The following is a 22,913-nucleotide window of genomic DNA, read 5'->3' as shown; positions in this document are numbered from 1 at the left end:
ACGGCCCTCAGCACCTTCCAGGCGCGATGACGGCTTACGGGGCGGGCTCGGCGGTTCCCGTGGAATCACCGGGTGAGACGAGTCCCGTCTCGTAGGCGAGGACGACGGCCTGGGCCCGGTCGCGCAGGGACAGCTTGGCGAAGATCCGGGCCACATGCGTCTTGACCGTGGCCTCGCTGAGCGTCAGTGCCCGCGCCAGTTCGGTGTTGGACAGCCCCTTGCCCATGAGCGTCAGCACTTCGCGCTCGCGCGGCGTCAGCGCGGCCAGGTCGCGGTGGACGGGAGCGGTTCCGCCGCTCCCTGCGGGTTCGTGGGTTACGGAGGCGAAGCGTTCCACCAGGCGGCGGGTGATCGAAGGGGCGAGCAGTGCGTCGCCGGTGTCGACCAGGCGCACGGCGGCCGCCAGATGTTCGGCGGTGACGTCCTTGAGGAGGAAGCCGCTGGCTCCGGCGCTGAGGGCGTCGTAGACGTAGGAGTCGAGGTCGAAGGTGGTCAGCATGATCACCCGGCAGTCCGGGGCCTGCGCGAGAATGCGCCGGGCCGCTTCCAGGCCGTCCATGACGGGCATGCGGATGTCCATCAGGACGACGTCGGGCCGCAGCCGGCGCACTGCCGCCACCGCCTCGGCACCGTCGGCCGCCTCACCGACCACGTCGATGCCGCGGGCGGTCAGGATCAGGCGGAAGCCGGTGCGGACCAGCTCCTGGTCGTCGGCGATCAGGACGCGGGGAGCCTCCTCGGCGGGCGCCGTCATGCGCGGTCCAGCGGAATGCGGGCGCGCACGCGGTAGCCGCCGCCCAGCCGGCGCCGCGCGTCCAGGTCGCCGCCGTAGACGGTGACCCGCTCGCGCAGGCCGAGCAGCCCTCGGCCCGTTCCGTCCGCCCGGTCCGTGGCCGTGCGTCCCGTGGCCGTGCGGTCCGGGGATGCGGAGTCGCCGCCGGACAGGACGCTGGGCCCGCTGTTCAGTACCTCCACCCGCAGACAGTGGTCCGCGTACCGCACCGTCACCTCGGCTTTCGCCCCGTTGCCGTGTTTGAGGGCGTTGGTCAGGGCCTCCTGGACGATCCGATAGGCGGTGACGTCGATCCCGGCCGGCAGCGGGCGCGGCTCCCCGGAGATGCGCACCTCCACGGGCAGGCCGGCGAAGGCGAACCGGTCGATCAGCGGACTGAGCCGGGTCAGGCTCGGCTGCGGTGACAGCTCGCCGGCGTACGGTTCGTCCTCGCCGTTCTGCGCGGGGGCGAGCAGGCCCAGCAGATGGCGGAGCTCGGTCATCGCGGTGCGTCCGGCGGTCTCGACGGCGGCCATCGCGGCCGTGGCCTCCTCGGGCATGGTGGCCAGCACTTCACGGGCGGCCGCGGCCTGGACCACCATCAGGCTCACGTTGTGGCTGACGATGTCGTGGAGCTCCGCCGCGATCCGGGCGCGCTCGACGTCGACCGCGACCCGCGCCGCGCTCTCACGCTCCCGCTCCAGCAGCCAGCCGCGTTCCCCGACTGCCGCCCGGTACCGCCGCCGCGCCCGGACGAGCGCCACGCCCAGCAGGCCCGCGACCGCGCAGACCGCGGCGCAGGCGACGATCAGCCAGCCCACCCCTGCACTTCCCCAGCCCACCCTTGAACTCCCCAGCCCGCCCCGGAGTTCATCAGCCCGCCCTTGAACTCCCCACTCGCGCAAGTCTCGCAGTCGGCACCATGATCCGCGTCATCCTCCGGAGGCAGCTCCGTACATCCCCGGGATGACGGGCCCGGAGGTTACATCCGGGGAGGGACGCCGCGGCCGGTCCGCCGCTCCTAGGTTCGTGCCATGACCACTGATCAGGAGAGCGGGCGGCGGGACAACGGGCCGCAGGTCGTCGTGCGGCTGGACGGCGTCCACAAGGAGTACGGCGACACCAAGGCCCTGGACGGCATGTCCCTGGAGATCCGGGCCGGGGAGGCCGTCGCCGTGATGGGTCCTTCCGGCTGCGGAAAGTCCACCCTGCTCAACATGGTGGCCGGGCTGGACCGCCCGACGTCGGGTCTGGTCGAGGTCGCCGGTCAGGACCTGGGGCAGCTGAACGAGACGGGGCTGGCGCTGTTCCGGCGGCGGCACATCGGCATGATCTTCCAGTTCTTCAACCTCATCGACGACCTGCCGGCGCTGGACAACGTGGCGCTGGCCGCACAGCTCACCGGGACCTCGGCCCGGCAGGCCCGCCGCCGGGCGCTGGAACTCCTCGACGAACTCGGCATCGCCGACCGCGGGAACACCTACCCGGCCGCGCTGAGCGGTGGGGAGCGCCAGCGGGTAGCCGTGGCCCGGGCCCTGATGAACCGTCCGGCCCTGCTGCTGGCGGACGAGCCGACCGGCGCCCTGGACAGCCGCTCCGGCGAGCAGGTGATGGACCTGCTGATCGACCTCAACCAGATCGGCCAGACGTTGCTGCTCGTCACCCACGACCGGCACCTGGCCGACCGCTGTGCGAGCCGCCTGATCGAGGTCGCCGACGGCCGGGTGGCCCGCGAGAGCGCACTGGAGCCGACCGGATGAGCGCCGTGTGGCGGGCCTCGCGCGCCGCGGTGAAGCGGCGCAGGCTCCAGACGATCGTCATCGGTCTCGTCGTCCTGTGCTCCACCACGACCGTCCTGCTGGCGCTGGCGCTGGTCAGCGCGGCCTCGGCCCCCTTCGACAAGGCGTTCGACCGGCAGCGCGGCGCCCACACGGTGGCCGCCTTCGACCTCGCGAAGGCGTCGGAGACACAGCTCGCGCGGACCGCCCGCCGGCCCGGCGTCGAGGCCGCGGCCGGACCGTTCGGGCAGACCGTTCTGGAGATGCCGGGGGACTGGCTGTGGATGTCGGCCGGTTCGGTGACCGTGGTGGGCCGGGACGGTCCGGACGGGCCGGTGGACCGGGTCCGGCTGCTGGAGGGCCGCTGGGCCACGGCCCCCGGTGAGATCGTCGTCGCCTGGCCCGTCGACGGCTCGCCCGGTCCCGGTCTGCTCGGCACCAGGCTGACACCGCGCGGGGCCCCGGCCCTCACCGTCGTCGGCTTCGCCACCAGCATGAGCAGGTCGGCCGGGGCCTGGGTGTCACCCGAGCAGATGCGAGCACTGCACCCGGCCGACGCCCAGATGCTCTACCGCTTCACCGGTTCCCCGGCCGAGGAGCAGCTCCGTACCGGCCTCGCGAGGGCCACCGCGGAACTGCCCGCGGACTCGCTCACCGCCTCGCAGTCCTACCTCACCCTCAAACGGGCCTTCTCCTCCCAGGTGGACGCCTATCTGCCGTTCATGACGCTCTTCGGAGTGCTCGGTCTCCTGGTCTCCGTCCTGATCGTCGGGAACGTGGTCAGCGGGGCGGTCGTCTCCGGCCACCGGCACATCGGTGTGCTGAAGTCCCTGGGCTTCACCCCGAACCAAGTGGTCGCGGTCTACCTGACGATGGTCTCCGTACCCGCCCTCGTCGGCTGCGTCACCGGCGTCCTGATCGGCGACGCGGCGGCCGGGGCCGTCCTGCGGCTGGCCTTCACCGGCATCGAGACCGGCAGCGCGTCCATCGGCATCGGCCCGTGGCCGTCCGTCGTCTGCCTGGTGGGCATGCCCGCCCTGGTCGTCCTCGCCGCCCTGGTCCCCGCGCTGCGCGCGCACCGGCTGTCCGCGGCCCGGGCGATCACCGCGGGCAGCGCGCCGCGCACCGGCCGCGGGCTGCGCGTGCAGCACAGGCTCAGCGGCACCCGGCTGCCGCGGGCGGTGAGCCTGGGGCTGGGCCAGCCCTTCGCCCGTCCCGGCCGTACGGCCCTGACCCTGGCGGCCATCGTCCTCGGTGTCACCACCGTGACGCTGACGACCGGCCTGACCAGCACCATGGTCGCGTACGCGAACGTCGGCGAGAGCCAGGGGGCCGGCCAGGTCCACGTACAGGCCGGCTCACCCGCGAACGACCAGAAGGCCCGGAGACTGAGCGACCGGCAGACCGAGGAACGGCTGCGCTCGCTGCCCGGCGCGGACCGGGTGACCGCCCGCGCGCTCGCCAAGGTGCGTCTCGCCGGACACACGGAGACGTCGTACGCCAACTTCTTCCGGGGCGACACCCAGGACCTCGCCGCGGGGGTCGTCGAGGGACACTGGCCGGCGCGGGCGGGCGAGGCCGCGGTCGGGCCCGCGTTCCTGAGCCGGCACGGGCTGACGGTGGGCGACCGGATCACCGTCCAGCTCAGTGGCAGGCAGACCCGCGTCACCATCGTCGGTGAACTGATGGCAGGCGACAGCCAGGCACTGGACTCCAACTGGCAGACGCTGGCCCGGCTCGCTCCGCGGACCCAGGCGACCGAGTACACGGTCCGGCTCGCGCGCGGCACCGACGCCCGGGCCTACACCGACGCGGTCGAGGCGGCGGACCCCGGCCTGTACCCCACGCTGACGCACGCGAACAACACGGTCACCACCACCGTCGTCGGCTTCGCGTCGGTGTTCACCCTGCTGCTGACCGTCGTCGCGGCGCTCGGAGTGTTCAACACGGTCCTGCTGAACGTCCGGGAGCGCCGCCGTGACCTGGGCATGCTCAAGTCGATCGGGATGACGCCGCGCCAGGTCGTCGTGATGACGGTGACCTCCGTGGCGGGTCCGGGCGCGATCGGCGGGCTGCTCGGGATCCCGCTCGGGATCGTCGCGCACCGCGTGCTCGTGGACAACATCGGAGTGATCTCGTTCCCGGAGTCGATGAAGGACGTCTGGCACGTACCGCACCTGGCCGCGCTGGCCCTGGCGGGTGTCACGATCGCCGTCCTCGGCGCACTGATCCCGGCCCGGTCGGCGGCACGTCTCACCATCGCCACGGTGCTGCACAACGAGTAGGCCGCCGTCGTCGGCACCGGCCCGTGGCTCGGAGACGTCCTGCCGCCGGGCCACGGGGAATCCACGGCCCGTTCGCACGCATGGTTCCGGCGTCCGCACTCACGTGGTACACACAGGCGGGTCACATCCTGTCCGCCAGCAGGAAGGTTGCCCCATGTCAGCAACACGACGAGAGATACTCGCCCGCTCCGGCGCCCTGGGAGCGGGCATCGCCTTCACCGGAGCGCTCGCCGAACTCTTCACCGGAACGGCCGCCGCGGGCGGCCTCGGCCACTCCGGGTACGGCCCGCTCATCCCCGACCCGGACGGACTGCTCGACCTGCCGAAGGGCTTCCGCTACAAGGTCCTCTCCCGCGAGGGCGACCAGCTCCGCTCCGGCGAGGGCCGGGTTCCCAGCAATCACGACGGCATGGCCGCCTTCGGCGGCAGACAGGGCCGCGTGCACCTGGTCCGCAACCACGAGAACCGCACCAGCGGCCGGATCGGCGTGCCGGCGATCGAGGGCCTGACGTACGACCCGGTGGGCAAGGGCGGCTGTACGGCCCTGACGCTGGACCGGCACGGCGAGGTGCTGGGCGAGCGCGTCGCGATCGCCGGTACGGCGGTCAACTGCGCGGGCGGTCCCACCCCTTGGGGCACCTGGCTGACCTGCGAGGAGACCGAGGACAAGGCCGGTACCGGCGGCTACACCAAGGACCACGGGTTCATCTTCGAGGTCGACCCGGTGGACCCGCGCCGCACCGGGGCCGTACCGCTCACCGCGATGGGCCGCTTCCAGCACGAGGCGATCGCGGTGGACCCCAGGCGCGGGATCGTCTACGAGACGGAGGACGCGTTCCAGAAACCTTTCGGCCTCTTCTACCGCTTCCTCCCCGACCGCCCGCTCGGCGGCACCGGCTCCCTGCGCGCGGGCGGCCGGCTGCAGGCGATGCGCGTGCCGGGCGTCCCGGACCTGTCCTCCATCCAGGAGACGGGCGCGAGCTTCGACCGCGTCGAGTGGGTGGACGTACCGGACACCCAGGCCGTCCAGACCCCCATCCGCCTCCAGGACTTCGGCAAGAAGGGCATCACCCACGCGCAGAAGCTGGAGGGCTGCTACTGGGGCGGCCGGTGCGTGTACTTCGTGTCGTCCTTCGCCCGCAGCGCGGACGGCTCGGCGTCGGACCACTACGGGCAGATCTGGCGGTACGACCCGGACGAGCGCCGTCTGACCCTGGTGATCGTCTTCGGCCCGGACACGGACGTGCAGCTGCCGGGAGAGTCCCCCGACAACATCTGCCTCGCCCCCAGCGGCGGCCTGATGGTGTGCGAGGACGGCAACGGCGCACAGCACGTGTACGGCGTCACGCGGCGCGGCGAGGTGTACGCGATGGCCCGCAACGCCCAGAACACCGGCACCGTCGAGGAACCCGAGTGGGGTGAGTTCGCGGGCGTCACGTTCTCCCCGGACGGGGAGACGATGTACGTCAACTGCTACGCGCCGGGCACGACGTTCGCGGTGACGGGGCCGTGGCGGCGCAGGTGAGGGCCTAGCTCCACGGCTGCGCGCCAGGGGGCGGGCGCCGACGGGCGTCACGCACGGCGCCCGCCCCCGGCCGGTCACTCGGCCGTCCACTTCACCATCCAGCTGTCGTTGAGCACGGACATGACCCGCTCGCAACGCCGGACGAACGCCGCGTCGCCCCCCTCGGCCACCTCCCTGCCCTCCAGGATGCGCTGCAGCTCGGCCGCGGTGCGGGTGAACTCCGTCTGCTGGAAGGCGTACTTGGCCGCCACGCCGTGCGCGCTGACCGCCGCGCCGGCCGTGACCGCGACGGCCACCCAGGCAGCCGCCTGCGCCACACCGAACGCCCCGGCCAGTGCCCCGAGAACCGCGGCGAGCGCACCCAGGGCGATCTCCGCGCGCCGGACCACGGACGTCTTGCGGGCCATCTCCGACGCCTTGGGCCGGTAGTACTCGGTCATCTGCCGGCTCAGCCTGAGCTCGCTGTACGACGTCACGTCCGACACCGCGGGCAGCGCTCGCTCGAGCGGCTCGACGCCGGTGGTGTACGCGGCCAGGTCGGCCGCCTCACCGAAGAGCCGTTCGACACGTGCGGCGAGCACCCGCCGCCTGTCCGCGTCCCGGTACGGCGCGACCCCGGCGAGACAGACGTACACCTCGCTCTTGAGCGCTTCGCTCATCGAGCGCAGCCTCGTCCAGTTCCGGACGGCCGGCGCTCCGGCACGGCCGGCGGCGAGCGGTACCAGCCCCGCCGAGAGCGCCGCACCGAAGGCGAGACTCTTCCCCAGGGCCGCGTGCACCTGCATCGTCTGGGCCGCGGCCGTCCCCAGCACGGCACTGACGATGCCCAGGATCAGCGCCGCCGTTCTCGCCCGGCTGATCGTCCTCTTCAGGCGGTCGGCGGCCTGCGACCACACGCTCTGCTGATTCCAGACGGCCGTCACGGTGCCGTCGGGCTCTGCGCGCACGGCGCAATTGTGGACCCCGGCGGGCAGGGTGCCAAGTATTTCGGTGACATGAATCAATTGTTTGACCCCGCCGTCGGCGCAGCACTACGCTCGAAAAGCCGACGCACATTCCCTGTGCGTCGCGAGATGCCGACGCAGCTCGGGGGACTTCAGATGAAGCGAGCAGGCACTTCCGCATCCGGTTCACGCAACGCGCTCCTCGCTCTTCCCGTGATCACCTGCACGGCCCTTTCACTCGTCGTGGCATCGGCCCCTGACGCCGACGCGCGGCATAGGCCCCCCGGACCTCACTTCTCCATCGCGAGCCCGTTATTCGCCGACGGCTTCACACCACCCCGTGCTTTCTCCTGCCGGTATGTCGAGAAGCGCAACGGAAAAATCGTCGACGACTACGCGTGCTCCGCTCCGGGCGGGCCGTCGTTCATGCTGGGGCAGGTCTTGCAGACGGGACTGGAGAAACCGGGGAACGGATGGGACGGGATCTCCGCCCCCGACGCCATGCAGTGCGGGAAGAAGAAGGAAGCGCCGCCCGTCACGGACAACTACCGCTGCATGTACAAACACCGGCACGGCAATCGTCCGAAGCACTGCCACAAATTCACGCTGCGAAATATGGTGGCCGTCCAGCACTCGGGATCGATTCCGGACCGCGAGGTCGACTGGTACGCGCCGCACCACCGCGCCGACGAAGTGCCGTGCAACTGACGGCACCGTACAACTGACGGTAATGCCGTGAGGGCCGGGACCGGGGCAATCCCATGGCAACGCTCTTCATCAGCCACAGCAGCCAGGACCTGGCGGTGGCGAAGCGTATCGCCGAACGGCTGCGGAACGCGGATTACGCCGGCCTGTTCCTCGATCTGGATCCGGAGCAAGGAATTCCGGCCGGCCGTTCATGGGAACACGAACTCTATGCCCAGCTACGGAGAACCGACGCGGTCGTCTACCTCGCCAGCGAGGCATCGACCGCGTCGCGGTGGTGCTTCGCCGAACTGACCCTCGCCCGTTCGCTCGGCCATCCGGTCTTCCCGCTGCGGATCGACCACGCGGCCCGGCTGAGCCTGCTCGACGATGTGCAGTGGCTGGACCTGGGCGCCGGAGCCGCCGCGGAGGACGCCGCGTTCGAACGTCTGCTGGCCGGACTGCGGCGGGCGGGGCTCGACGCCTCCGACAGCTTCGCCTGGGCCCCCGGCCGCTCTCCGTACCCCGGGCTGAGGCCTTTCGCCGCCGAGGACGCAGCCGTGTTCTTCGGCCGCGGTCACGAGATCGAGCAGCTCCTCGAACTGACGCACCCCACTCTGCGGCACGGCGCCGGCCGGTTCGTGGCGATCGTGGGCCCCTCCGGGAGCGGCAAGTCCTCCCTGCTGCGCGCGGGGCTGCTGCCCCGCCTCCAGCGGCAGAGCGAGCGATGGGTGGTACTGCCCCCGATCGTGCCCGGCCGCCGGCCCACCCACCGGCTCGCGCTCAGCCTGGCGCAGGCCTCCGCCCGCCAGGGACACCCGCCTCGGCCCGACGCCGTGCGGGCACGGCTGCGCTCCGGATCGCGTGCGATGGTCGACATGGCCGCCGAACTGGCGCGGGGCGCGGTCGACGAGAAACGGGACGTCCTCGTGGTGATCGACCAGGCCGAGGAACTGCTCACCCGCACCGGCGCCGAGGAGCAGCGGTCCTTTCTCCGTCTGCTGCGTGACGCGCTGGACGAGGAGAGCCCGCTGTGGGTCGTGGCGACGGTACGTTCCGAGTTCCTGAGCACCAGCCCCGACCGGGCGGGCCTGATCGAGGCCGTCGACGACACCCTCGTACTCGAACCGCTGAGCCGGTCCCGGCTGCCCGAGGTCATCGCCCGGCCCGCGCGACGGGCGGGGCTCGACTTCGAGCCGGGGCTGATCGGGCGGATCACGGAGGACGCCACCGGCGGCGACGCCCTGTCGCTGCTCGCCTACACGCTCAGCGAGCTGTACGAGCGGGCCGGTCCCGACGGGCTGGTCACCGGCGCCGACTACGAGGCCGTGGGCGGCGTGGTCGGCGCCCTTCGCCGTACGGCCGACAAGGTGACGGACGAACTGACCCGACGCGGCCGAGGCGGTCCCGTCCTGCCGACCCTGCTGAAACTGGCCTCCGTCGAGGGCGAACAGGAGCCGACGCGCAGGCGCCTGCCGCGCGCCGCCCTGAGCGGTGACGAGCGGGTCACCGTGGATGCCTTCGTGTCGGCCCGCCTGCTCACCAGCGCCGGTACGCACGCGGACGGCGGGCCGGGCGGCGGCGCCGGCCTCACCGAGGAAGCGACGGTCGAGGTCGCCCACGAAGCCCTGTTGCGCCAGTGGCCGCCGCTGCGTGAGGCCATCGAGACGTCGCGCCGCTCGCTGCGGCTCCGTTCGGAGCTGGAGCGGCTGGCGGCCGACTGGGAGCGCGGCGGCCGGGACGACGCGTATCTCATGCGCGGCAGCCGCCTCGCAGCCGTCGACACCTGGGCCGACGACCACGATGCCGAGCTCGCGGAGCCCGAGCGCCGGTTCGTCGCCGCGTCCCGGGCCCTCGCCTCACGCGAACTCGCCGCCGCCCGGCGCTCCAACCGCCGGCTGCGGGGCCTGGTCTCGGGGCTGGCGGTCTTCCTGGTGCTCACCGTCCTGGCCGGCGTGCTGGCCTACCGGAGTGATCAGCAATCCCGGTCGCGCGCCCGTGTCGCCCTCTCCGGACGGCTGAGTGTCCAGGCCGACACCCTCGTGGGGAGCCGGCCGGACACCGCGGTCCTGGTCGGCCTGGAGAGCCTGAGCGTGGCCCGCGACGACCACCCCCGGCCGCAGCCGCCGCGCGGCCTCGTCACCGCGCTGGCCCGCGTCAATCACGCGTCGAAGCCGCTCATCGGCCACCGCGACCAGCTCCAGAGCGCGGCGTTCAGCCATGACGGCGGGATGCTCGCCACGGCGAGCTGGGACCGTACCGTACGGCTGTGGGACGTGCGGGGGGCGAGGCCGCACGTCGGCAGGGTGCTGACCGGGCATGCCGACGTCGTCTGCAGCGCGGCCTTCAGTCCTGACGACCGGCTGGTCGCCACCGGGAGCCTGGACGGGACGGTCCGGCTGTGGGACGTCCGCACCGGCCGGCAGCGCGGTGCCGCGATCGACGGCCACCAGGGCGGGGTGGTGGACGTGGGCTTCAGCCCGGACGGCAGGCTGCTCGCCTCCGGCGGCGAGGACGGTACGGCCGCCCTGTGGGACGTGGCGTCCGGCACCCGGCACGGCGCCCCGCTGACCGGGCACGGCGACGGGGTGAGCGGCGTGGCGTTCGCCCCGGACGGCACGGTGCTCGCCACCGTCGGCTGGGACGGCACCGTACGCCTGTGGCAGGTGGCGCCCGGCAGCACCCGACCGCCCGTACGGGTGCTCGAAGCCCGCTCGGGCCTCCTCCACGGCCTCGCCTTCAGCCCGGACGGCGAGCTGCTCGCCACCGCGGGCGCCGACGGCACCGCACGGCTGTGGGAGATGCCGTCCGGCACGCCGCACGGCCGGCCGATCAGCACGGGCCGGCAGGACGTCTGGGCCGTGGCCTTCAGCCCGGACGGCGAGCTGCTCGCCACCGCCCAGCACGACGGCACCGCCCACATCTGGAACCCGGCCACCGGCCGGCCGCACGGTCAGCCGCTGATCGGTCACTCCACCCTGGTGACCGACGTGGCGTTCAGGCCGGACGGCAAGGAACTGGCGACGAGCAGCTGGGACCGCACCGCCCGGCTGTGGGAGGTCCGCGAGACGTACTCGGTCAGCAGGCCGCTCGCCGGTCACAAGGGCGCTGTGTACGGTGTCGCCTTCAGTCCCGACGGCAGGCTCCTGGCCACCGGCGGCGGGGACGGCACCGTACGCCTGTGGCACCTGCCCTCCGGAACGCCGGCCGGCCGCCCGCTCCGGGGGCACCGGGACGAGGTCAACAGAGTGGCGTTCGGCCCCGACGGGAAGCTGCTGGCCACCGCGAGCTCCGACGGCACCGCCCGCCTGTGGGACACCGCGACCGGAAGACCGCACGGGCGGCCCCTGCGACATCAGCAGCGGATCGTTCTCGACGTGGCGTTCAGCCCGGACGGCAGGATCCTCGCCACGACGGACGACACCGTGGCCCGGCTCTGGTCGGTCTCCTCCGGGAGGCCGGCCGGCGAAGGCCTCGCCGGGCACCGGGAAGCGGTGACCGGAGTCGCCTTCAGCCCCGACGGGAAGCTGCTGGCCACCGCCGGCGCCGAGCAGATCGTCCTGCTGTGGGACGTCGCGGCCACCAGGCGCCGCGGGCAGCCGCTGAGCGGTCACACCAATGCGATCAGGGACCTCGCCTTCAGCCCGGACGGCGAGCTGCTGGCCACCGCGAGCGCCGACCGCACCGTACGGCTGTGGGACCCGGCGACGGGCGGGCAACGAGGAGCGCCCCTCACCGGCAACACGGACACGGCCGCCGATGTGGCGTTCCGGCCGGACGGCGGGCTCCTGGCCACGGCCGGCGCCGACGGCACCGTACGGACCTGGGACCCCGGCACGGGCCGCCCCGTCGGCCCCGCGCTGAGCGGGCACAGCGGGCCGGTCCACGCCGTGGCCTTCGGCCCCCGCGGGGAGCTCGCCTCGGCCGCCGCGGACGGCACCGCGCGTCTGTGGAACCGTGACTTCACCGGCTGGGTGCGGTACGGGTGCCGCCTGGTGAACCGCAACCTGTCGCTGGACGAATGGAACGACCTCATCCCCGGCGTGCCCTACCACCGCACCTGCCCGGCCGAGCCCTCCGGGCCGGGGGCCCCGGCCGGGGCCCCGCCGGCACGCTACTGAGCACACTGCGCCTCGCTCACCCACCGTCCGCGGGAATGCGCCGCCCGGATGGGCCGGCCGGGCCGGGGTACCCGGCGCCGCATGGACAGCACTCAGGGCTCGTACTGGATCGAGACGGCACCGGGCGAGGCGTACCCGCCCCTGGACGGGGACCTCGACGTCGACGTGGTCGTGGTGGGGGCGGGCATCGCCGGGATCAGCACCGCCTACGAGGTCGCGCGGCTCGGGCGGAGCGTGGCCCTGCTGGAGGCCGGGACGGTCGCCGGCGGCGTGACCGGCCATACGACCGCCAAGGTCAGCGCGCTGCACACGCTCGTGTACGACAAGCTGCGGCGGACCAGGGACGAGGAGGCGGCGCGGCTGTACGCCGTGTCGCAGAGCGAGGCGATCGAGCGGGCCGCGGAACTCGTCGACGAGCTGGGCATCGCCTGCGACTGGGAGCGCCGCGACGCGTACACCTACACGCACGACGCCGGGCAGGTGCCCAAGATCCGTGCCGAGACCGATGCCGCGCGCGCCGCCGGGCTGTCCGCGGAGCTGGTGACGGACACCCCGCTGCCGTATCCCGTCACGGCGGCGGTGAAGGTGACCGGGCAGGCCCAGTTCCACCCGCGCAAGTACCTCCTCGCCCTCCTGGACGACTGCGTCGCGCGGGGCGGTCGGGTGTTCGAGCACACGCCCGTGGTCGGGCTGCACGAGGGCGAGCCCTGCCGGGTCACCACGGAGAGCGGGGCGACCGTCACCGCCCGGGACGTCGTCGTGGCCACGCACTACCCGATCTTCGACCGGTCCATGGCCTTCGCCCGGCTCTCCTCGCGCCGCGAGCTGGTCGTCGCCGGCCCGATGGCGGCCGGCCGCGACCCCGACGGCATGTACATCACCCCCGACGAGGGCACCCGCTCGGTGCGTACGGCTCCGTACGGCAGCGACGGGCAACGGCTGCTCATCATCACCGGCGAACACTTCACTCCCGGTACCGCCGACACCGACGAGCGCTTCGCGCGGCTCACCTCCTGGGCCACCGAGCACTTCCCCGGCGTCACCTTCACCCACCGCTGGGCCACCCAGGACAACGACCCCACCGACACCGTGCCCCTCGTCGGCCCGCTCCACCACGGTGCCCGGCACGCGTGGGTGGCGACCGGGTTCGGCGGCTGGGGCATGAGCGGCGGCATCATGGCGGGCCGGCTCCTCTCCGACCTGATGACGGGCGGCCGGCCGGTGTGGGCCGACCTCTACGATCCGCGCCGGCTGCGCACCGTCGCACGCGAGGCCCCCGCCTTCCTCCAGCACCAGGCGAAGGTCGGCAAGCACTTCATCGGCGACCGGCTGCACGGTCTGGACTCCGCGGACGAGATCCCGCCGGGCGGCGGGGACATCGTCCGCGCGGGCGGCAAGCAGATCGCCGTCCATCGCGACGAGGGCGGACAACTCCACGCCCTGTCCGCCCGCTGCACGCACCTGGGCTGCATCGTCTCCTTCAACTCGGCCGAACGCTCCTGGGACTGCCCGTGCCACGGTTCCCGTTTCGACGTGGACGGCAAGGTCATCCAGGGTCCGGCCACGAAGCCCCTGGAGCAGCGGGAGCCACGACACGCTGAGCCGAGCGAATGACGACATGCCCCCTTATCACGCATTAATCACACTTATCCGGTTACCGTCATCCGGTGATCACTCCCGCACGGCGCCTCACCGCCGTCTGCGCTCTCGGTGCCGCCCTCACCGCCTGCGGCACCGCACCGGCACCGCAGGCGCCGCAGACGGTACGGCGCCCCGCCTTGACGGCACCCTCACCGCCCCCCACCCTCGCACCGGGCCCCGCCGGCCTCACACCGGTCTTCCGGCACGGCCCCCGCACGCGGGGCAGAACCGTCGCGCTCACCTTCGACGCCGACATGACCGCGGGCCAGGGCGGACGGGCAGCCGCGGGCGAGCGCTTCGACAACCCCCGCCTGGTCGCGGCCCTCCGTCGCCTCAAGGTCCCGGCCACGGTCTTCATGACGGGCCGCTGGGCCGAGGAGTACCCGGCCCAGGCACGCGCCATCGGCCGGCACCCGCTCTTCGAGGTCGCGAACCACTCGTACAGCCACTACGCCTTCACCGACGACTGCTACGGGTTGCCGGCCCTCCCCCGGAAGCGGATGCGGGCGGACATCGACCGCGCGTTCGCCGCCTTCCGGGAGGCGGGGGTACGGAAGATCGTGCCGTACTTCCGCTTCCCCGGCGGGTGCCACGACCGCCGGGTGCTGAAGGCACTGGTCCCGGCCGGGGTCACCGTCGTGCAGTGGGACGTCGTGAGCGGCGACGCCTTCGCGACGGACGCGGACGCGGTGGCGCAGCAGGTACTGGACGAGGTGCGGCCGGGGTCGGTGGTCGTCATGCACTGCACCCGCAGCGCCGCGCCCACCACCGAGCGTGCCGTACGGAGGATCGTGCCGAAGCTGCGCGAGCGCGGGTACCGGTTCGTGCGTGTGTCGGAGCTGATCGGGGCGGTGGTGAGGTGAGCCCGGTCAGCCGCTGTGGAACCGAGTGGGCGGTGACACACCTCTTCCCTGCCTGAGATGATCGCTGAGGAACCGTACGAATGCAGAGGTGGGGGACGTGGCTGTTCCGGTACTGCTTGGCATCTTGGCTCTTGCCGTCGGCGGGTGCGTATGTGTGGTGTGGGCGGAGTTCGGCGGGCCCCGCTGGGTCCGCGCCGTGGCGACGGCGACGATCACCGTGGGGGGAGTGCTGCGCTTCTTCGAGAAGGGCTCGCGACGGGGTTCGGGCCGAACCGGCGGCGACGGCGACTAGGGACTCCTGTTTCGCGCGCCCGATGAAGCGGGGCCGCTCGACAAGCCTCGGATCTACGCTGGACGCATGAGCGACTACTGCGCCACCGACCCCGAGGGACGACAGCCTCCCGAGGCCGAAGGCCCGCCCTACGCCGAGTGCGTCCTGTGCCGGGAACCGACCGAGTACCCGGAGTCGTACAAGGGGATCACGCTGTGCCCGGTGTGCGAGTGGCAGGAGGCCCAGCGGGCGGCCTGCTCAGGGTGAGCGGCGGGTGGTGAGCGCGCACGCCACCGCCGTCGCGGCCGCCGCGAGCAGCGCGGCCACGATCACCGGAACGACCGGCACCGGGACGGAGCCCTCCTGTGAACCGTCCACCAGCGCGCCGACCGCCGCCCGCGCGGGCGATCCGGTGACGACCAGCGCCAGCAGTGCCCCGAGCAGCAGCGCGGGCACGGCGCGGCCCGGGGAGCGCAGTACCGGCCGGGTGGTGAGCGCGCCGACGGCCGCGCCGAGGAGGGCGCACGCAAGGACGGCCAGCAGCCCGGCGCCGCTCGCGGCGCCCAGCGGTACCGGCGTCCGGCGGTTCGTGCTCGTCGGATCGCTGATGACCGTGACGACGCCCACGGCCAGCACCCCGAGCAGCACGGCCGCGCACAGCGCCACGAGCAGGGACGCCAGGTGCGCGCGGCCGGGACCGGTCGCCGCGCCGGCACAAGCGCGGGCGGCGGGGGGCTCGTCGGTGGTGCAGACGCGCACCAGCCACGCGGCGACGGGCAGCAGCACGGCCGCCGCCCAGCCGAGCGAGTCCAGCACGGGCTGCCCGCTCCGCACACCGATGCCGAGGGCCGCCGCGTACAGGACGACGGGCGGCAGCCAGCGCTGGGAGCGCAGGAGGAGGGCGGCCTGGTAACGGAGAAGGGCGGTCATCACAGGCTGCCTGCCTCGTAGAGGTTGACGCTCACCACGTGCCACGGCGGCCGGGCGCCGAGCAGCGCCCGGAGGATCGCGTCCGAGCGCGGCTCCGTGACCCCGAACCGGTACGCGCCGCCCTCCGCCTCCGCCACGGACACGGCGAGCCGCACCACCTCCCCCGGTGGCTCCGCACCCGCCGGCCCTCTGGCCTCGACGACGACCCGGGGCCGGCCCGGGCACGCCGCCTCCTCCGCCGCCGCGCGGAGCGCGAGGGCGCCGTCGACGACCGTGTACGTCGTGTCCGTCACCTCCGCGAGCCTGCGCGGGTCGTGATCGACGAAGACCGCCGCGGTGCCGTCGGCCGTGCGCTCGGCCACCGCACGCTCCAGTTCCTCCCGGGCCGCCGCGTCCAGCCCGGTCCACGCCTCGTCCAGGACGAGCAACTCCGGCGCGGCGAGCAGGGCCTGGGCGACGGCGACCTTCTGGCTGCCGCCCTTGGACAGCTCCGCCATCGGCGTACGGGCGTGGCCGGAGGCACCGAAGCGCTCCAGCCACTCGTCGGCGGCCCGGGCGGCGGCCTTGCGGGTCAGGCCGTGGACCGCGCCGAGGTGGGTGAGGTACCCGGCCGCGGTGAAGGGGAGCGCGGCGGGGAAGCGCTCGGGCACGAAGGCCGTGCGCGGGCGTCCGGCGACGCGGCCCTCCGTGGGCGCGTCCAGGCCGGCGAGCAGGCGGAGCAGCGTGGACTTGCCGGTGCCGTTGGCGCCCTCGATCCGGATCAGCGCGCCGGGCGCCACCTCCAGGTCGACCCCGCGCAGCACCCAGCGCCCGCGCAGTCCGTAGCGGCGGCCGACGCCGTCCAGCCGTATCCGTACCTCGCTCCCCATGCGTCTCATCCTGGTACGGCGGCGCGGTCGCGTGCAGGCGAATCCCTGTACGAACGCGGACGCCGGGCCGGATCTTCCGCCTGGCAGACTGGAACCCGTGACGACCCCTGATCCGAGCTCCGCGACCCACCCGTTCCGCCCCGAGGAGACCGCGCGCGACGCGGCTCCCCAGTTCGTGCTGCCCCTGGTGGCGCGGATCGAGAAGGCCGCTCCCCCGGCCCGTACCGACGCGCTGGAGACCGCGGCCCGGGCGGTGCTCGTGATGCTCAGCGACGATCGTTCCCTCGGGGACGGCGAATGGGCGCGGGCGATGCGGGACTGGCAGGACGCCCGGATCCGCAAGGTGGTGCGCCGCGCGCGGGGCGCGGAGTGGCGGCGGGCGGAGGCGTTGCCCGGAATCACGGTGACGGGCAAGTCGGCGGAGGTGCGGGTGTTTCCGCCGGTGCCGCTGGACGGCTGGCCCAAGGAGCTGGCCCGGCTTCAGGTGTCCGGTACGGAGCTCGACGACCCCGAGCCCCCGGTGGCGGCGGACCCGTCGGCGCCCGTGCTGTGGCTGAGCCCGGACGTGGAGATGTCGGCGGGCAAGGCGATGGCCCAGGCCGGGCACGGTGCCCAGCTGGCGTGGTGGGAGCTGGGCGACGAGGACCGCGCCGCCTGGCGCGAGTCCGGCTTCCCGCTCGCCGTGCGCACCGCGGAACCCGCCCGCTGGCGCGCGCTCACCGTCTCCGGGCTCCCCGTGGTCCGCGACGCCGGCTTCACGGAGATCGCTCCCGGCTCCTGCACGGTGGTGGCCGACCATCCGGCGCTGCGCCGCGGCTGACGGGCACGCACGCGCCCGGCACTCGGGACACGCTCAGCGCGTGTCGCCGAGGGAGACGAGCAGGGTGCGCAGGATGCGGGACAGGTCCTCGCGGTCGTCGTCGTCCAGGCCCGCCAGGATTCTCTGCTGATTGCGCATATGTCCTTCCACGGTGCGGTCGACGAGGTCGCGTCCCTCGTCGGTGAGGGCGATGTGGAGGCTGCGGCGGTTGCCGGGGACCGGTTCGCGGGCGACGAGGCCGCGGGCGACGAGCCGGTCGATGCGGTTGGTGAGGGCGGCCGAGCCGATCATGACGCTGGCGGCCAGCTCCTTGGCGGTCAGCGGGGTGCCGTTGCGCCGGAGCGTGGCGAGGACGTCGAACTCCCACGTCTCCATGCCGTGTTCGGCGAAGTAGTCCTTCAGGTGGCCGCCGACCAGCCGTGACAGTCGCAGAATGCGGCCGATCGTGCCCATGGCACCGAGGTCCAGGTCGGTGCGGAGCGCGGCCCACTGGTCCAGGAAGTCGTCGACGGCGTCACGGTCACGCATCGGGGACACCTCCCCCTTCACTCATAGTTCGACATCTAAGTGTTTGACATCAGCCTAGACTGCGGCATAGCTTCTCGACGTCAGATAGTTCGACGTCGAAAGGTTAGCCGTGCGTACTGTAAGTGCTATGAGTGCCGTGGACGTACCGACGGCCGACCACGCCACCGTGTCCCGGATCATCCGCTCGCGGCGCAGCATCCGCCACTACCGGCCGGATCCGGTGCCCGCCGCGCTGCTGGAGGAACTGGTGGACCTCGCCCTGGAGGCACCGTCCAGCTTCAATCTCCAGGCCCGGTCCATCGTCACCGTCACCGGTGAGGAGGGACGCAGGGCGCTGGCGGAGGCCACCGGCGGGCAGCCGCAGCCGCGTGAGGCGCCGGTGATGCTGGTGTTCGTCGCCGAGTCCGCCGCCTGGCACGGGGACCGCGGTGACGTGTGGGAGACGGCGGTGCGGCGTGGCGCGTGGTCCGAGGAGTTCGCCACGGCCTCGCCCGAGGACGCTCGCGCCTTCCACGAGGACCTGCGGGCCCGCGGTCTGGAGCGCGAGTACGCGGTGAAGGACGCCATGATCGCCGCTTCCTTCCTCATGCTCGCGGCGCAGGCCGCCGGCCTGGCCACCGGCCCGATGAACGGGTGGAACGAGGACCTGGTCAAGCAGGCCATCGGCGTCGGCGGCCGCGACGACCTGCACATCGCCCTGCTCATGCCGCTCGGCCGGCCGGCCGAGGCCCGGCTCCACCCCGGGCGCCGGGACCGCGCGCTGACCTGCTTCAGCGAGACCTACGGCCGCTGAACTCGCCACTTCCGCTCTCCCGCGCCCGGATCCGCCGCGCCGAAGCTCAAATGTTGCTCTGAAGATCCTCTCCGTGGGGTTCGGCGCCGGCGCCCGGGGCCATCACTCCGTCACGCCGCAACGAGGGGGACCGAGGGGGGACGATGGAGCAGCACGTACGACTGGGGACGGGCATCGGCTGGCGGCCGGAGATCGCCGACACCGTGGAGCGCATGACGGACATCGACTGGGTGGAGGTCGTCGCGGAGAACGTGTGCCCCGGGCACCTTCCCGCGTCGCTGACCCGGCTGCGCGAGCGGGGCGTCACGGTCGTACCGCACGGTGTCTCGCTCGGCCTCGGCGGTGCCGGGCGTCCCGACGCGGGGCGGCTGCGGGCGCTGGCCGAGCGGGCCGAGGCACTGGGGTCGCCGCTCGTGACGGAGCACATCGCGTTCGTCCGGGCAGGCGGCCCGCCGACCGCGACCCCGGCGATGGAGGCGGGCCATCTGCTGCCCGTCCCGCGCACCCGCGACGCGCTGGACGTGCTGTGCGAGAACGTCCGCATCGCCCAGGACGCCCTTCCGGTGCCGCTGGCGGTGGAGAACATCGCGGCGCTGCTGTCCTGGCCGGGCGAGGAGATGACGGAGGGGCAGTTCCTGTACGAGCTGGCCGACCGCACCGGGGTCCGGCTCCTGATCGACGTGGCCAACCTGCACACCAACCACGTCAACCAGGGCGAGGACCCCGCCAAGGCGCTCGACGAGCTCCCGGTCGAGGCCATCGCGTACGTCCATGTGGCGGGCGGCTTCGAACGGGACGGCGTGTGGCACGACAGCCACGCCCACCCCGTGCCGCGGCAGGTCCTCGACGTCCTCGCCGACCTGGCCTCCCGGGTGGCCCCGCCGGGCGTCCTCCTGGAGCGGGACGAGAACTTCCCCGCACCGCAGGAGCTGGAGCGGGAGGTGGCGGCGATACGGGAGACCGTACGGAGCGCGGCCACGCCCGGGCGCCCCGAAGCGAACGCCGGGGACGTACGGGGCACTTCCGGGAACCCCGAGACGGACACCGGCCCCGCCCGGCAGCGCCTCGGGCTCGGGCAGGCCGCGCTGCTGTCCGCCCTGGTCGCGGGGGCGCCCGCGCCCGAGGGGTTCGACCGGGCCCGGCTGGGCGTGCAGGCACGGGCCCTCGCCGCCAAGCGGGCGGACGTCGTGGCCAAGGTCGCGCCGGAGCTGCCGGAGATCCTCGGCGCGTCGTACCGGCCCGCCTTCCTCGCCTACGCGCAGGGGCACCCGATGACCGGCGGCTACCGCCGGGACGCCCTCGACTTCGCGGAGCGGCTGCTGCTCACCGGGCGCCCCGAGGACGCCGGGACGCGGCGGCGGCTGCGGGAGTGGTGGCTGGAGCGCTCGGGCCCCGTTCCGCCCGCCGCGCGGATGACCGCGCGCGTGGCCCGCGCGACGCGCCGGGTGCTGCTCCGCCGCTGAGCGTACGGCGGCCCGGGGCAATGGGGCCGCGCGTACGGCCTGGTTGCTTTACTTCGTCCATCATCGACCGAAACATCCCTTCTGTCGCCGCCGTGCGCGACCGTGCACCGAGGACCGAAGGGATACGCGATGAGAGCCGCCGCCGTCTACGGAGCCGCCGGGTCCTTGCTGCTCACCGCCCTGACCACCGCGCCCGCGGACGGCGACAGCCACCGGTGGCCGGACACCCGTGCCGCCGCCGAGGCACACGGCATGGCGGTCGCCGAGGCACAGGGCACCGCCGTCGCGGCCCAGCGTGCCGCGGCGGCGGGCATCCGCTTCGGCCCGTGCACGAAGGACCAGGACCTCCCGGCGCCCCTGCGGTGCGGCACGGTCACGGTCCCCCTCGACTACGCCCGCCCGAACGGGAAGACCATCAAGCTCACGGTCAGCCGGGTCGAGGCCACGGGCAAGGGCCCCGGCAACGGCTCCGGAAAGGACTCCGGCAACGGCTCCATGAAGGACTCCGGGAAAGATCCCGGAAAGGACTCCGGGCGGGACTCCGGCAGGGCGAGCGTCGTGCGGCAGGGTGCCCTGGTGTACAACCCGGGTGGTCCCGGCGCCTCCGGTATGCACTTCCCGCTGGCCGGCTACCTCCCCGAGTGGCAGCGCATCGGGGCCGCGTACGACCTCGTCGGCTACGCCCCGCGCGGGGTCGGCCGCTCGGCGCCGCTGACCTGCCGGGACCCGAAGCACCTGCTGAAGGGGCCCTCCCAGCAGCCGACGCACCCCTCGGAGTCGTACAAGAGGGAACGCATCGCGCGGGCCCAGGCGTACGCGCGCGGCTGCGCCGAGCGGAGCGGCAGCGGGCTGCGGCACTACCACTCGCTCAACAACGCCCGCGACCTGGAGGTGCTGCGCGCCGCGCTCGGCGAGGAGCGGCTGACGTTCATGGGCGCCTCGTACGGCACGTACATCGGGGCGGTGTACGCGACGCTGTTCCCGAAGCATGTGCGCCGGATGGTGTTCGACTCGGCGGTGAACCCCGACCCGAAGGGGATCTGGTACGGCAACAACCTCCGCCAGTCGGCCGCGTTCGAGCGCCGCTGGGCGGACTTCCGCGCATGGACGGCCCGGCACCACGCCGTGTACGGGCTGGGGAGGACCGCGCGGGAGGTGCTCGGGAGCTATGAGCGGGCGCGGGCGCGGCTCGCGGCCGAGCCCGCGGGCGGCAAGGTCGGGCCGGGAGAGCTGCAGGCCGCGCTGTTGCAGGCCGCGTACTACGACGACTACTGGCCGCAGCGTGCGCTGGCGCTGTCCCGGTATCTGAAGGGCGATTCGAAGCCGCTGATCCAGCAGGCGGCGCCGAGCCCGGAGGGGGCCGTCGAGCAGGAGAACGGCAACGCGGTCTACACGGCGGTCGAGTGCAACGACGCCCCGTGGCCCACGGACTGGCGCACCTGGGACCGCGACAACACCCGGCTGGCGCGCACGGCACCGTTCGAGACCTGGGACAACGCGTGGATGAACCTGCCGTGCGCGTACTGGCGGGTGCCCCGGCAGCGGCCGCTCGACGTGCGCACGGACCCGGGCTCGCTGCCGCCGACGCTGATCCTGGCGGGCGAGCGGGACGCGGCGACGCCGTACGAGGGAGCGCGGGAACTGCAGCGGCGGCTGTCCGGGTCCGTCCTCGTCACCGAGCGGAAGGCGGGCACGCACGGCGTCGGCGGCGGACCGAACGCCTGCGCCAACGGGTACCTGGACGCCTACCTGCTGGAGGGGCGGCTCCCGGAGTGGCGCGCGTCCTGCGCGCCGCGTCCGGAGCCCCGGCCGGCGGCGCCGGGCGACCGCTCCGCGGAGGGGCGGGCCGCCCGGCTCCTGCGCTGACGGGCGCAGAGCGGCCGGCGGTCGCTCAGGCCAGGCCCGCGACCAGCTCGGCCACCGACCGGCGGCGGCCGGTGAAGAACGGCACCTCCTCGCGGACGTGCCGCCGGGCCTCGGAGCCCCGCAGGTGGCGCATGAGGTCGACGATGCGGTGCAGCTCGTCGGCCTCGAAGGCGAGGATCCACTCGTAGTCGCCGAGGGAGAACGAGGCGACCGTGTTGGCGCGCACGTCCACGTAGTCGCGGGCCATCTTGCCGTGGTCGGCGAGCATCTTGCGGCGCTCGTCGTCCGGCAGCAGGTACCAGTCGTAGGAGCGGACGAAGGGGTAGACGCTCACGTAGTCGCGCGGCGTCTCGTCGGCGAGGAACGCCGGGATGTGCGAGCGGTTGAACTCGGCGGGGCGGTGCAGCGCCATGTTCGACCAGACCGGCTCCAGCGCACGGCCGAGCTTGGTGCGGCGGAAGAGGTTGTACGCCTCCTGGAGCGCGTCGCTCGTCTCGGCGTGCCACCAGATCATGAGGTCGGCGTCGGCGCGCAGACCCGACAGGTCGTAGGTGCCGCGGACGGTCACGTCCTTGGCGGCGAGCTGGTCGAACAGCTCCTGGACCTCGTCGGCGTACCCGGCGCGGTCCTCGGGCAGCACGTCCTTCAGCTTGAAGACGGACCACAGGGTGTACCGGATGACCTCGTTGAGGTCCTTCGCCAGCTTGCCCTTGTTCGGGATGCGGGCAGGGTCGGTGGCGGGGGCATTGTCGCTCATGGC

The 22,913-nt window shown here is 73.3% G+C and carries 20 protein-coding genes; 13 read left to right on the top strand and 7 right to left on the bottom strand.

The features are described from left to right. Positions 1 to 34 precede the first annotated feature (34 nt). The gene (locus IE242_RS26080; protein WP_189863355.1) at positions 35 to 754 is read right to left on the bottom strand and encodes a response regulator; all 720 of its coding nucleotides are present in this window, start codon (positions 752 to 754) and stop codon (positions 35 to 37) included. After that, positions 751 to 1,614, bottom strand: a complete 864-nt coding sequence (locus IE242_RS26075; RefSeq protein ID WP_229859456.1) for a sensor histidine kinase — start codon at positions 1,612 to 1,614, stop codon at positions 751 to 753. The genes IE242_RS26080 and IE242_RS26075 overlap by 4 nt, the downstream gene beginning before the upstream one ends. A 192-nt stretch (positions 1,615 to 1,806) precedes the next feature. On the opposite strand from IE242_RS26075, the gene IE242_RS26070 reads away from it, so the two are divergent. The 3 genes from IE242_RS26070 (at position 1,807) to IE242_RS26060 (ending at position 6,360) form a co-directional block, all read left to right on the top strand. Next, complete coding sequence (locus IE242_RS26070) at positions 1,807 to 2,532, top strand: ABC transporter ATP-binding protein (protein WP_189863353.1); 726 nt, start codon at positions 1,807 to 1,809, stop codon at positions 2,530 to 2,532. Continuing rightward, positions 2,529 to 4,835: an ABC transporter permease gene (locus IE242_RS26065; protein WP_189863350.1), complete on the top strand. Its 2,307-nt coding sequence runs from the start codon at positions 2,529 to 2,531 to the stop codon at positions 4,833 to 4,835. Before IE242_RS26070 ends, IE242_RS26065 begins: the two co-directional genes overlap by 4 nt. Positions 4,836 to 4,989: 154 nt before the next feature. Continuing rightward, complete coding sequence (locus tag IE242_RS26060; protein WP_189863348.1) at positions 4,990 to 6,360, top strand: PhoX family protein; 1,371 nt, start codon at positions 4,990 to 4,992, stop codon at positions 6,358 to 6,360. A 74-nt stretch (positions 6,361 to 6,434) separates the two neighbouring features. Here IE242_RS26060 and IE242_RS26055 read toward each other — a convergent pair whose 3' ends face one another. Continuing rightward, positions 6,435 to 7,307 carry a DUF4231 domain-containing protein gene (locus IE242_RS26055; RefSeq protein ID WP_189863346.1) on the bottom strand — a complete coding sequence of 291 codons (873 nt, stop codon included), beginning with the start codon at positions 7,305 to 7,307 and terminating at the stop codon, positions 6,435 to 6,437. 210 nt (positions 7,308 to 7,517) lie between these two features. Between IE242_RS26055 and IE242_RS26050 the strand changes: the two genes are divergently transcribed. The 6 genes from IE242_RS26050 (at position 7,518) to IE242_RS26025 (ending at position 15,151) form a co-directional block, all read left to right on the top strand. Continuing rightward, positions 7,518 to 8,012: a hypothetical protein gene (locus IE242_RS26050; RefSeq protein WP_229859455.1), complete on the top strand. Its 495-nt coding sequence runs from the start codon at positions 7,518 to 7,520 to the stop codon at positions 8,010 to 8,012. Between the two features lie 53 nt (positions 8,013 to 8,065). After that, entirely contained in the window at positions 8,066 to 12,109 is a 4,044-nt protein-coding gene (locus IE242_RS26045) for an nSTAND1 domain-containing NTPase (RefSeq protein WP_189863342.1), read from the top strand. Positions 12,110 to 12,190: 81 nt separating this feature from the next. Next, positions 12,191 to 13,723: an FAD-dependent oxidoreductase gene (locus tag IE242_RS26040; RefSeq protein ID WP_229859452.1), complete on the top strand. Its 1,533-nt coding sequence runs from the start codon at positions 12,191 to 12,193 to the stop codon at positions 13,721 to 13,723. A gap of 53 nt (positions 13,724 to 13,776) precedes the next feature. Beyond that, entirely contained in the window at positions 13,777 to 14,613 is an 837-nt protein-coding gene (locus tag IE242_RS26035; protein WP_189863338.1) for a polysaccharide deacetylase family protein, read from the top strand. 97 nt (positions 14,614 to 14,710) lie between these two features. Then, a complete protein-coding gene (locus IE242_RS26030) occupies positions 14,711 to 14,905 on the top strand; it encodes a hypothetical protein (protein WP_229859451.1) in 195 nt (64 codons plus the stop codon). 66 nt (positions 14,906 to 14,971) lie between these two features. Further along, the gene (locus IE242_RS26025) at positions 14,972 to 15,151 is read left to right on the top strand and encodes a hypothetical protein (RefSeq protein ID WP_189863328.1); all 180 of its coding nucleotides are present in this window, start codon (positions 14,972 to 14,974) and stop codon (positions 15,149 to 15,151) included. On the opposite strand, the gene IE242_RS26020 is transcribed toward IE242_RS26025, so the two are convergent. Both IE242_RS26020 and IE242_RS26015 read right to left on the bottom strand, forming a co-directional pair. Beyond that, on the bottom strand, positions 15,143 to 15,814 hold the full coding sequence (locus tag IE242_RS26020; RefSeq protein ID WP_189863326.1) for an ABC transporter: 672 nt from the start codon (positions 15,812 to 15,814) through the stop codon (positions 15,143 to 15,145). The two genes, IE242_RS26025 and IE242_RS26020, sit on opposite strands and share 9 nt — an antisense overlap. Beyond that, positions 15,814 to 16,683: an ABC transporter ATP-binding protein gene (locus tag IE242_RS26015; RefSeq protein WP_189863324.1), complete on the bottom strand. Its 870-nt coding sequence runs from the start codon at positions 16,681 to 16,683 to the stop codon at positions 15,814 to 15,816. The genes IE242_RS26020 and IE242_RS26015 overlap by 1 nt, the downstream gene beginning before the upstream one ends. A gap of 97 nt (positions 16,684 to 16,780) precedes the next feature. Between IE242_RS26015 and IE242_RS26010 the strand changes: the two genes are divergently transcribed. Further along, positions 16,781 to 17,503: a peptidyl-tRNA hydrolase gene (locus IE242_RS26010; protein WP_373299587.1), complete on the top strand. Its 723-nt coding sequence runs from the start codon at positions 16,781 to 16,783 to the stop codon at positions 17,501 to 17,503. Between the two features lie 33 nt (positions 17,504 to 17,536). On the opposite strand, the gene IE242_RS26005 is transcribed toward IE242_RS26010, so the two are convergent. After that, positions 17,537 to 18,031: a MarR family winged helix-turn-helix transcriptional regulator gene (locus IE242_RS26005; RefSeq protein WP_189863320.1), complete on the bottom strand. Its 495-nt coding sequence runs from the start codon at positions 18,029 to 18,031 to the stop codon at positions 17,537 to 17,539. Between the two features lie 127 nt (positions 18,032 to 18,158). Here IE242_RS26005 and IE242_RS26000 point away from each other — a divergent pair, with 127 nt between their 5' ends. The 3 genes from IE242_RS26000 (at position 18,159) to IE242_RS25990 (ending at position 22,153) form a co-directional block, all read left to right on the top strand. Beyond that, entirely contained in the window at positions 18,159 to 18,824 is a 666-nt protein-coding gene (locus IE242_RS26000) for a nitroreductase family protein (RefSeq protein ID WP_189863318.1), read from the top strand. A gap of 143 nt (positions 18,825 to 18,967) precedes the next feature. After that, on the top strand, positions 18,968 to 20,287 hold the full coding sequence (locus IE242_RS25995) for an MbnB/TglH/ChrH family RiPP precursor modification enzyme (protein WP_189863316.1): 1,320 nt from the start codon (positions 18,968 to 18,970) through the stop codon (positions 20,285 to 20,287). Positions 20,288 to 20,416: 129 nt separating this feature from the next. Further along, the gene (locus tag IE242_RS25990; RefSeq protein WP_189863314.1) at positions 20,417 to 22,153 is read left to right on the top strand and encodes an alpha/beta hydrolase; all 1,737 of its coding nucleotides are present in this window, start codon (positions 20,417 to 20,419) and stop codon (positions 22,151 to 22,153) included. 25 nt (positions 22,154 to 22,178) lie between these two features. On the opposite strand, the gene hemQ is transcribed toward IE242_RS25990, so the two are convergent. After that, entirely contained in the window at positions 22,179 to 22,910 is a 732-nt protein-coding gene (gene hemQ / locus IE242_RS25985) for a hydrogen peroxide-dependent heme synthase (protein WP_030580152.1), read from the bottom strand. Positions 22,911 to 22,913: the final 3 nt, after the last annotated feature.

It is taken from the genome of Streptomyces poonensis, from assembly GCF_014650915.1.
Lineage (GTDB): Bacteria > Actinomycetota > Actinomycetes > Streptomycetales > Streptomycetaceae > Streptomyces > Streptomyces poonensis.
This window is presented reverse-complemented; position numbering and strand designations above follow the sequence as displayed.

Excerpts from the sequence above, each read along its gene's own strand:
- IE242_RS26080 (WP_189863355.1), bottom strand. The coding sequence starts at position 754 with ATGACGGCGCCCGCCGAGGAGGCTCCCCGCGTCCTGATCGCCGACGAC.
- IE242_RS26070 (WP_189863353.1), top strand. The coding sequence starts at position 1,807 with ATGACCACTGATCAGGAGAGCGGGCGGCGGGACAACGGGCCGCAGGTC.
- IE242_RS26065 (WP_189863350.1), top strand. The coding sequence starts at position 2,529 with ATGAGCGCCGTGTGGCGGGCCTCGCGCGCCGCGGTGAAGCGGCGCAGG.
- IE242_RS26060 (WP_189863348.1), top strand. The coding sequence starts at position 4,990 with ATGTCAGCAACACGACGAGAGATACTCGCCCGCTCCGGCGCCCTGGGA.
- IE242_RS26045 (WP_189863342.1), top strand. The coding sequence starts at position 8,066 with ATGGCAACGCTCTTCATCAGCCACAGCAGCCAGGACCTGGCGGTGGCG.
- IE242_RS26040 (WP_229859452.1), top strand. The coding sequence starts at position 12,191 with ATGGACAGCACTCAGGGCTCGTACTGGATCGAGACGGCACCGGGCGAG.
- IE242_RS26025 (WP_189863328.1), top strand. The coding sequence starts at position 14,972 with ATGAGCGACTACTGCGCCACCGACCCCGAGGGACGACAGCCTCCCGAG.
- IE242_RS26020 (WP_189863326.1), bottom strand. The coding sequence starts at position 15,814 with ATGACCGCCCTTCTCCGTTACCAGGCCGCCCTCCTCCTGCGCTCCCAG.
- IE242_RS26015 (WP_189863324.1), bottom strand. The coding sequence starts at position 16,683 with ATGGGGAGCGAGGTACGGATACGGCTGGACGGCGTCGGCCGCCGCTAC.
- IE242_RS26005 (WP_189863320.1), bottom strand. The coding sequence starts at position 18,031 with ATGCGTGACCGTGACGCCGTCGACGACTTCCTGGACCAGTGGGCCGCG.
- IE242_RS26000 (WP_189863318.1), top strand. The coding sequence starts at position 18,159 with ATGAGTGCCGTGGACGTACCGACGGCCGACCACGCCACCGTGTCCCGG.
- IE242_RS25995 (WP_189863316.1), top strand. The coding sequence starts at position 18,968 with ATGGAGCAGCACGTACGACTGGGGACGGGCATCGGCTGGCGGCCGGAG.
- IE242_RS25990 (WP_189863314.1), top strand. The coding sequence starts at position 20,417 with ATGAGAGCCGCCGCCGTCTACGGAGCCGCCGGGTCCTTGCTGCTCACC.
- hemQ (WP_030580152.1), bottom strand. The coding sequence starts at position 22,910 with ATGAGCGACAATGCCCCCGCCACCGACCCTGCCCGCATCCCGAACAAG.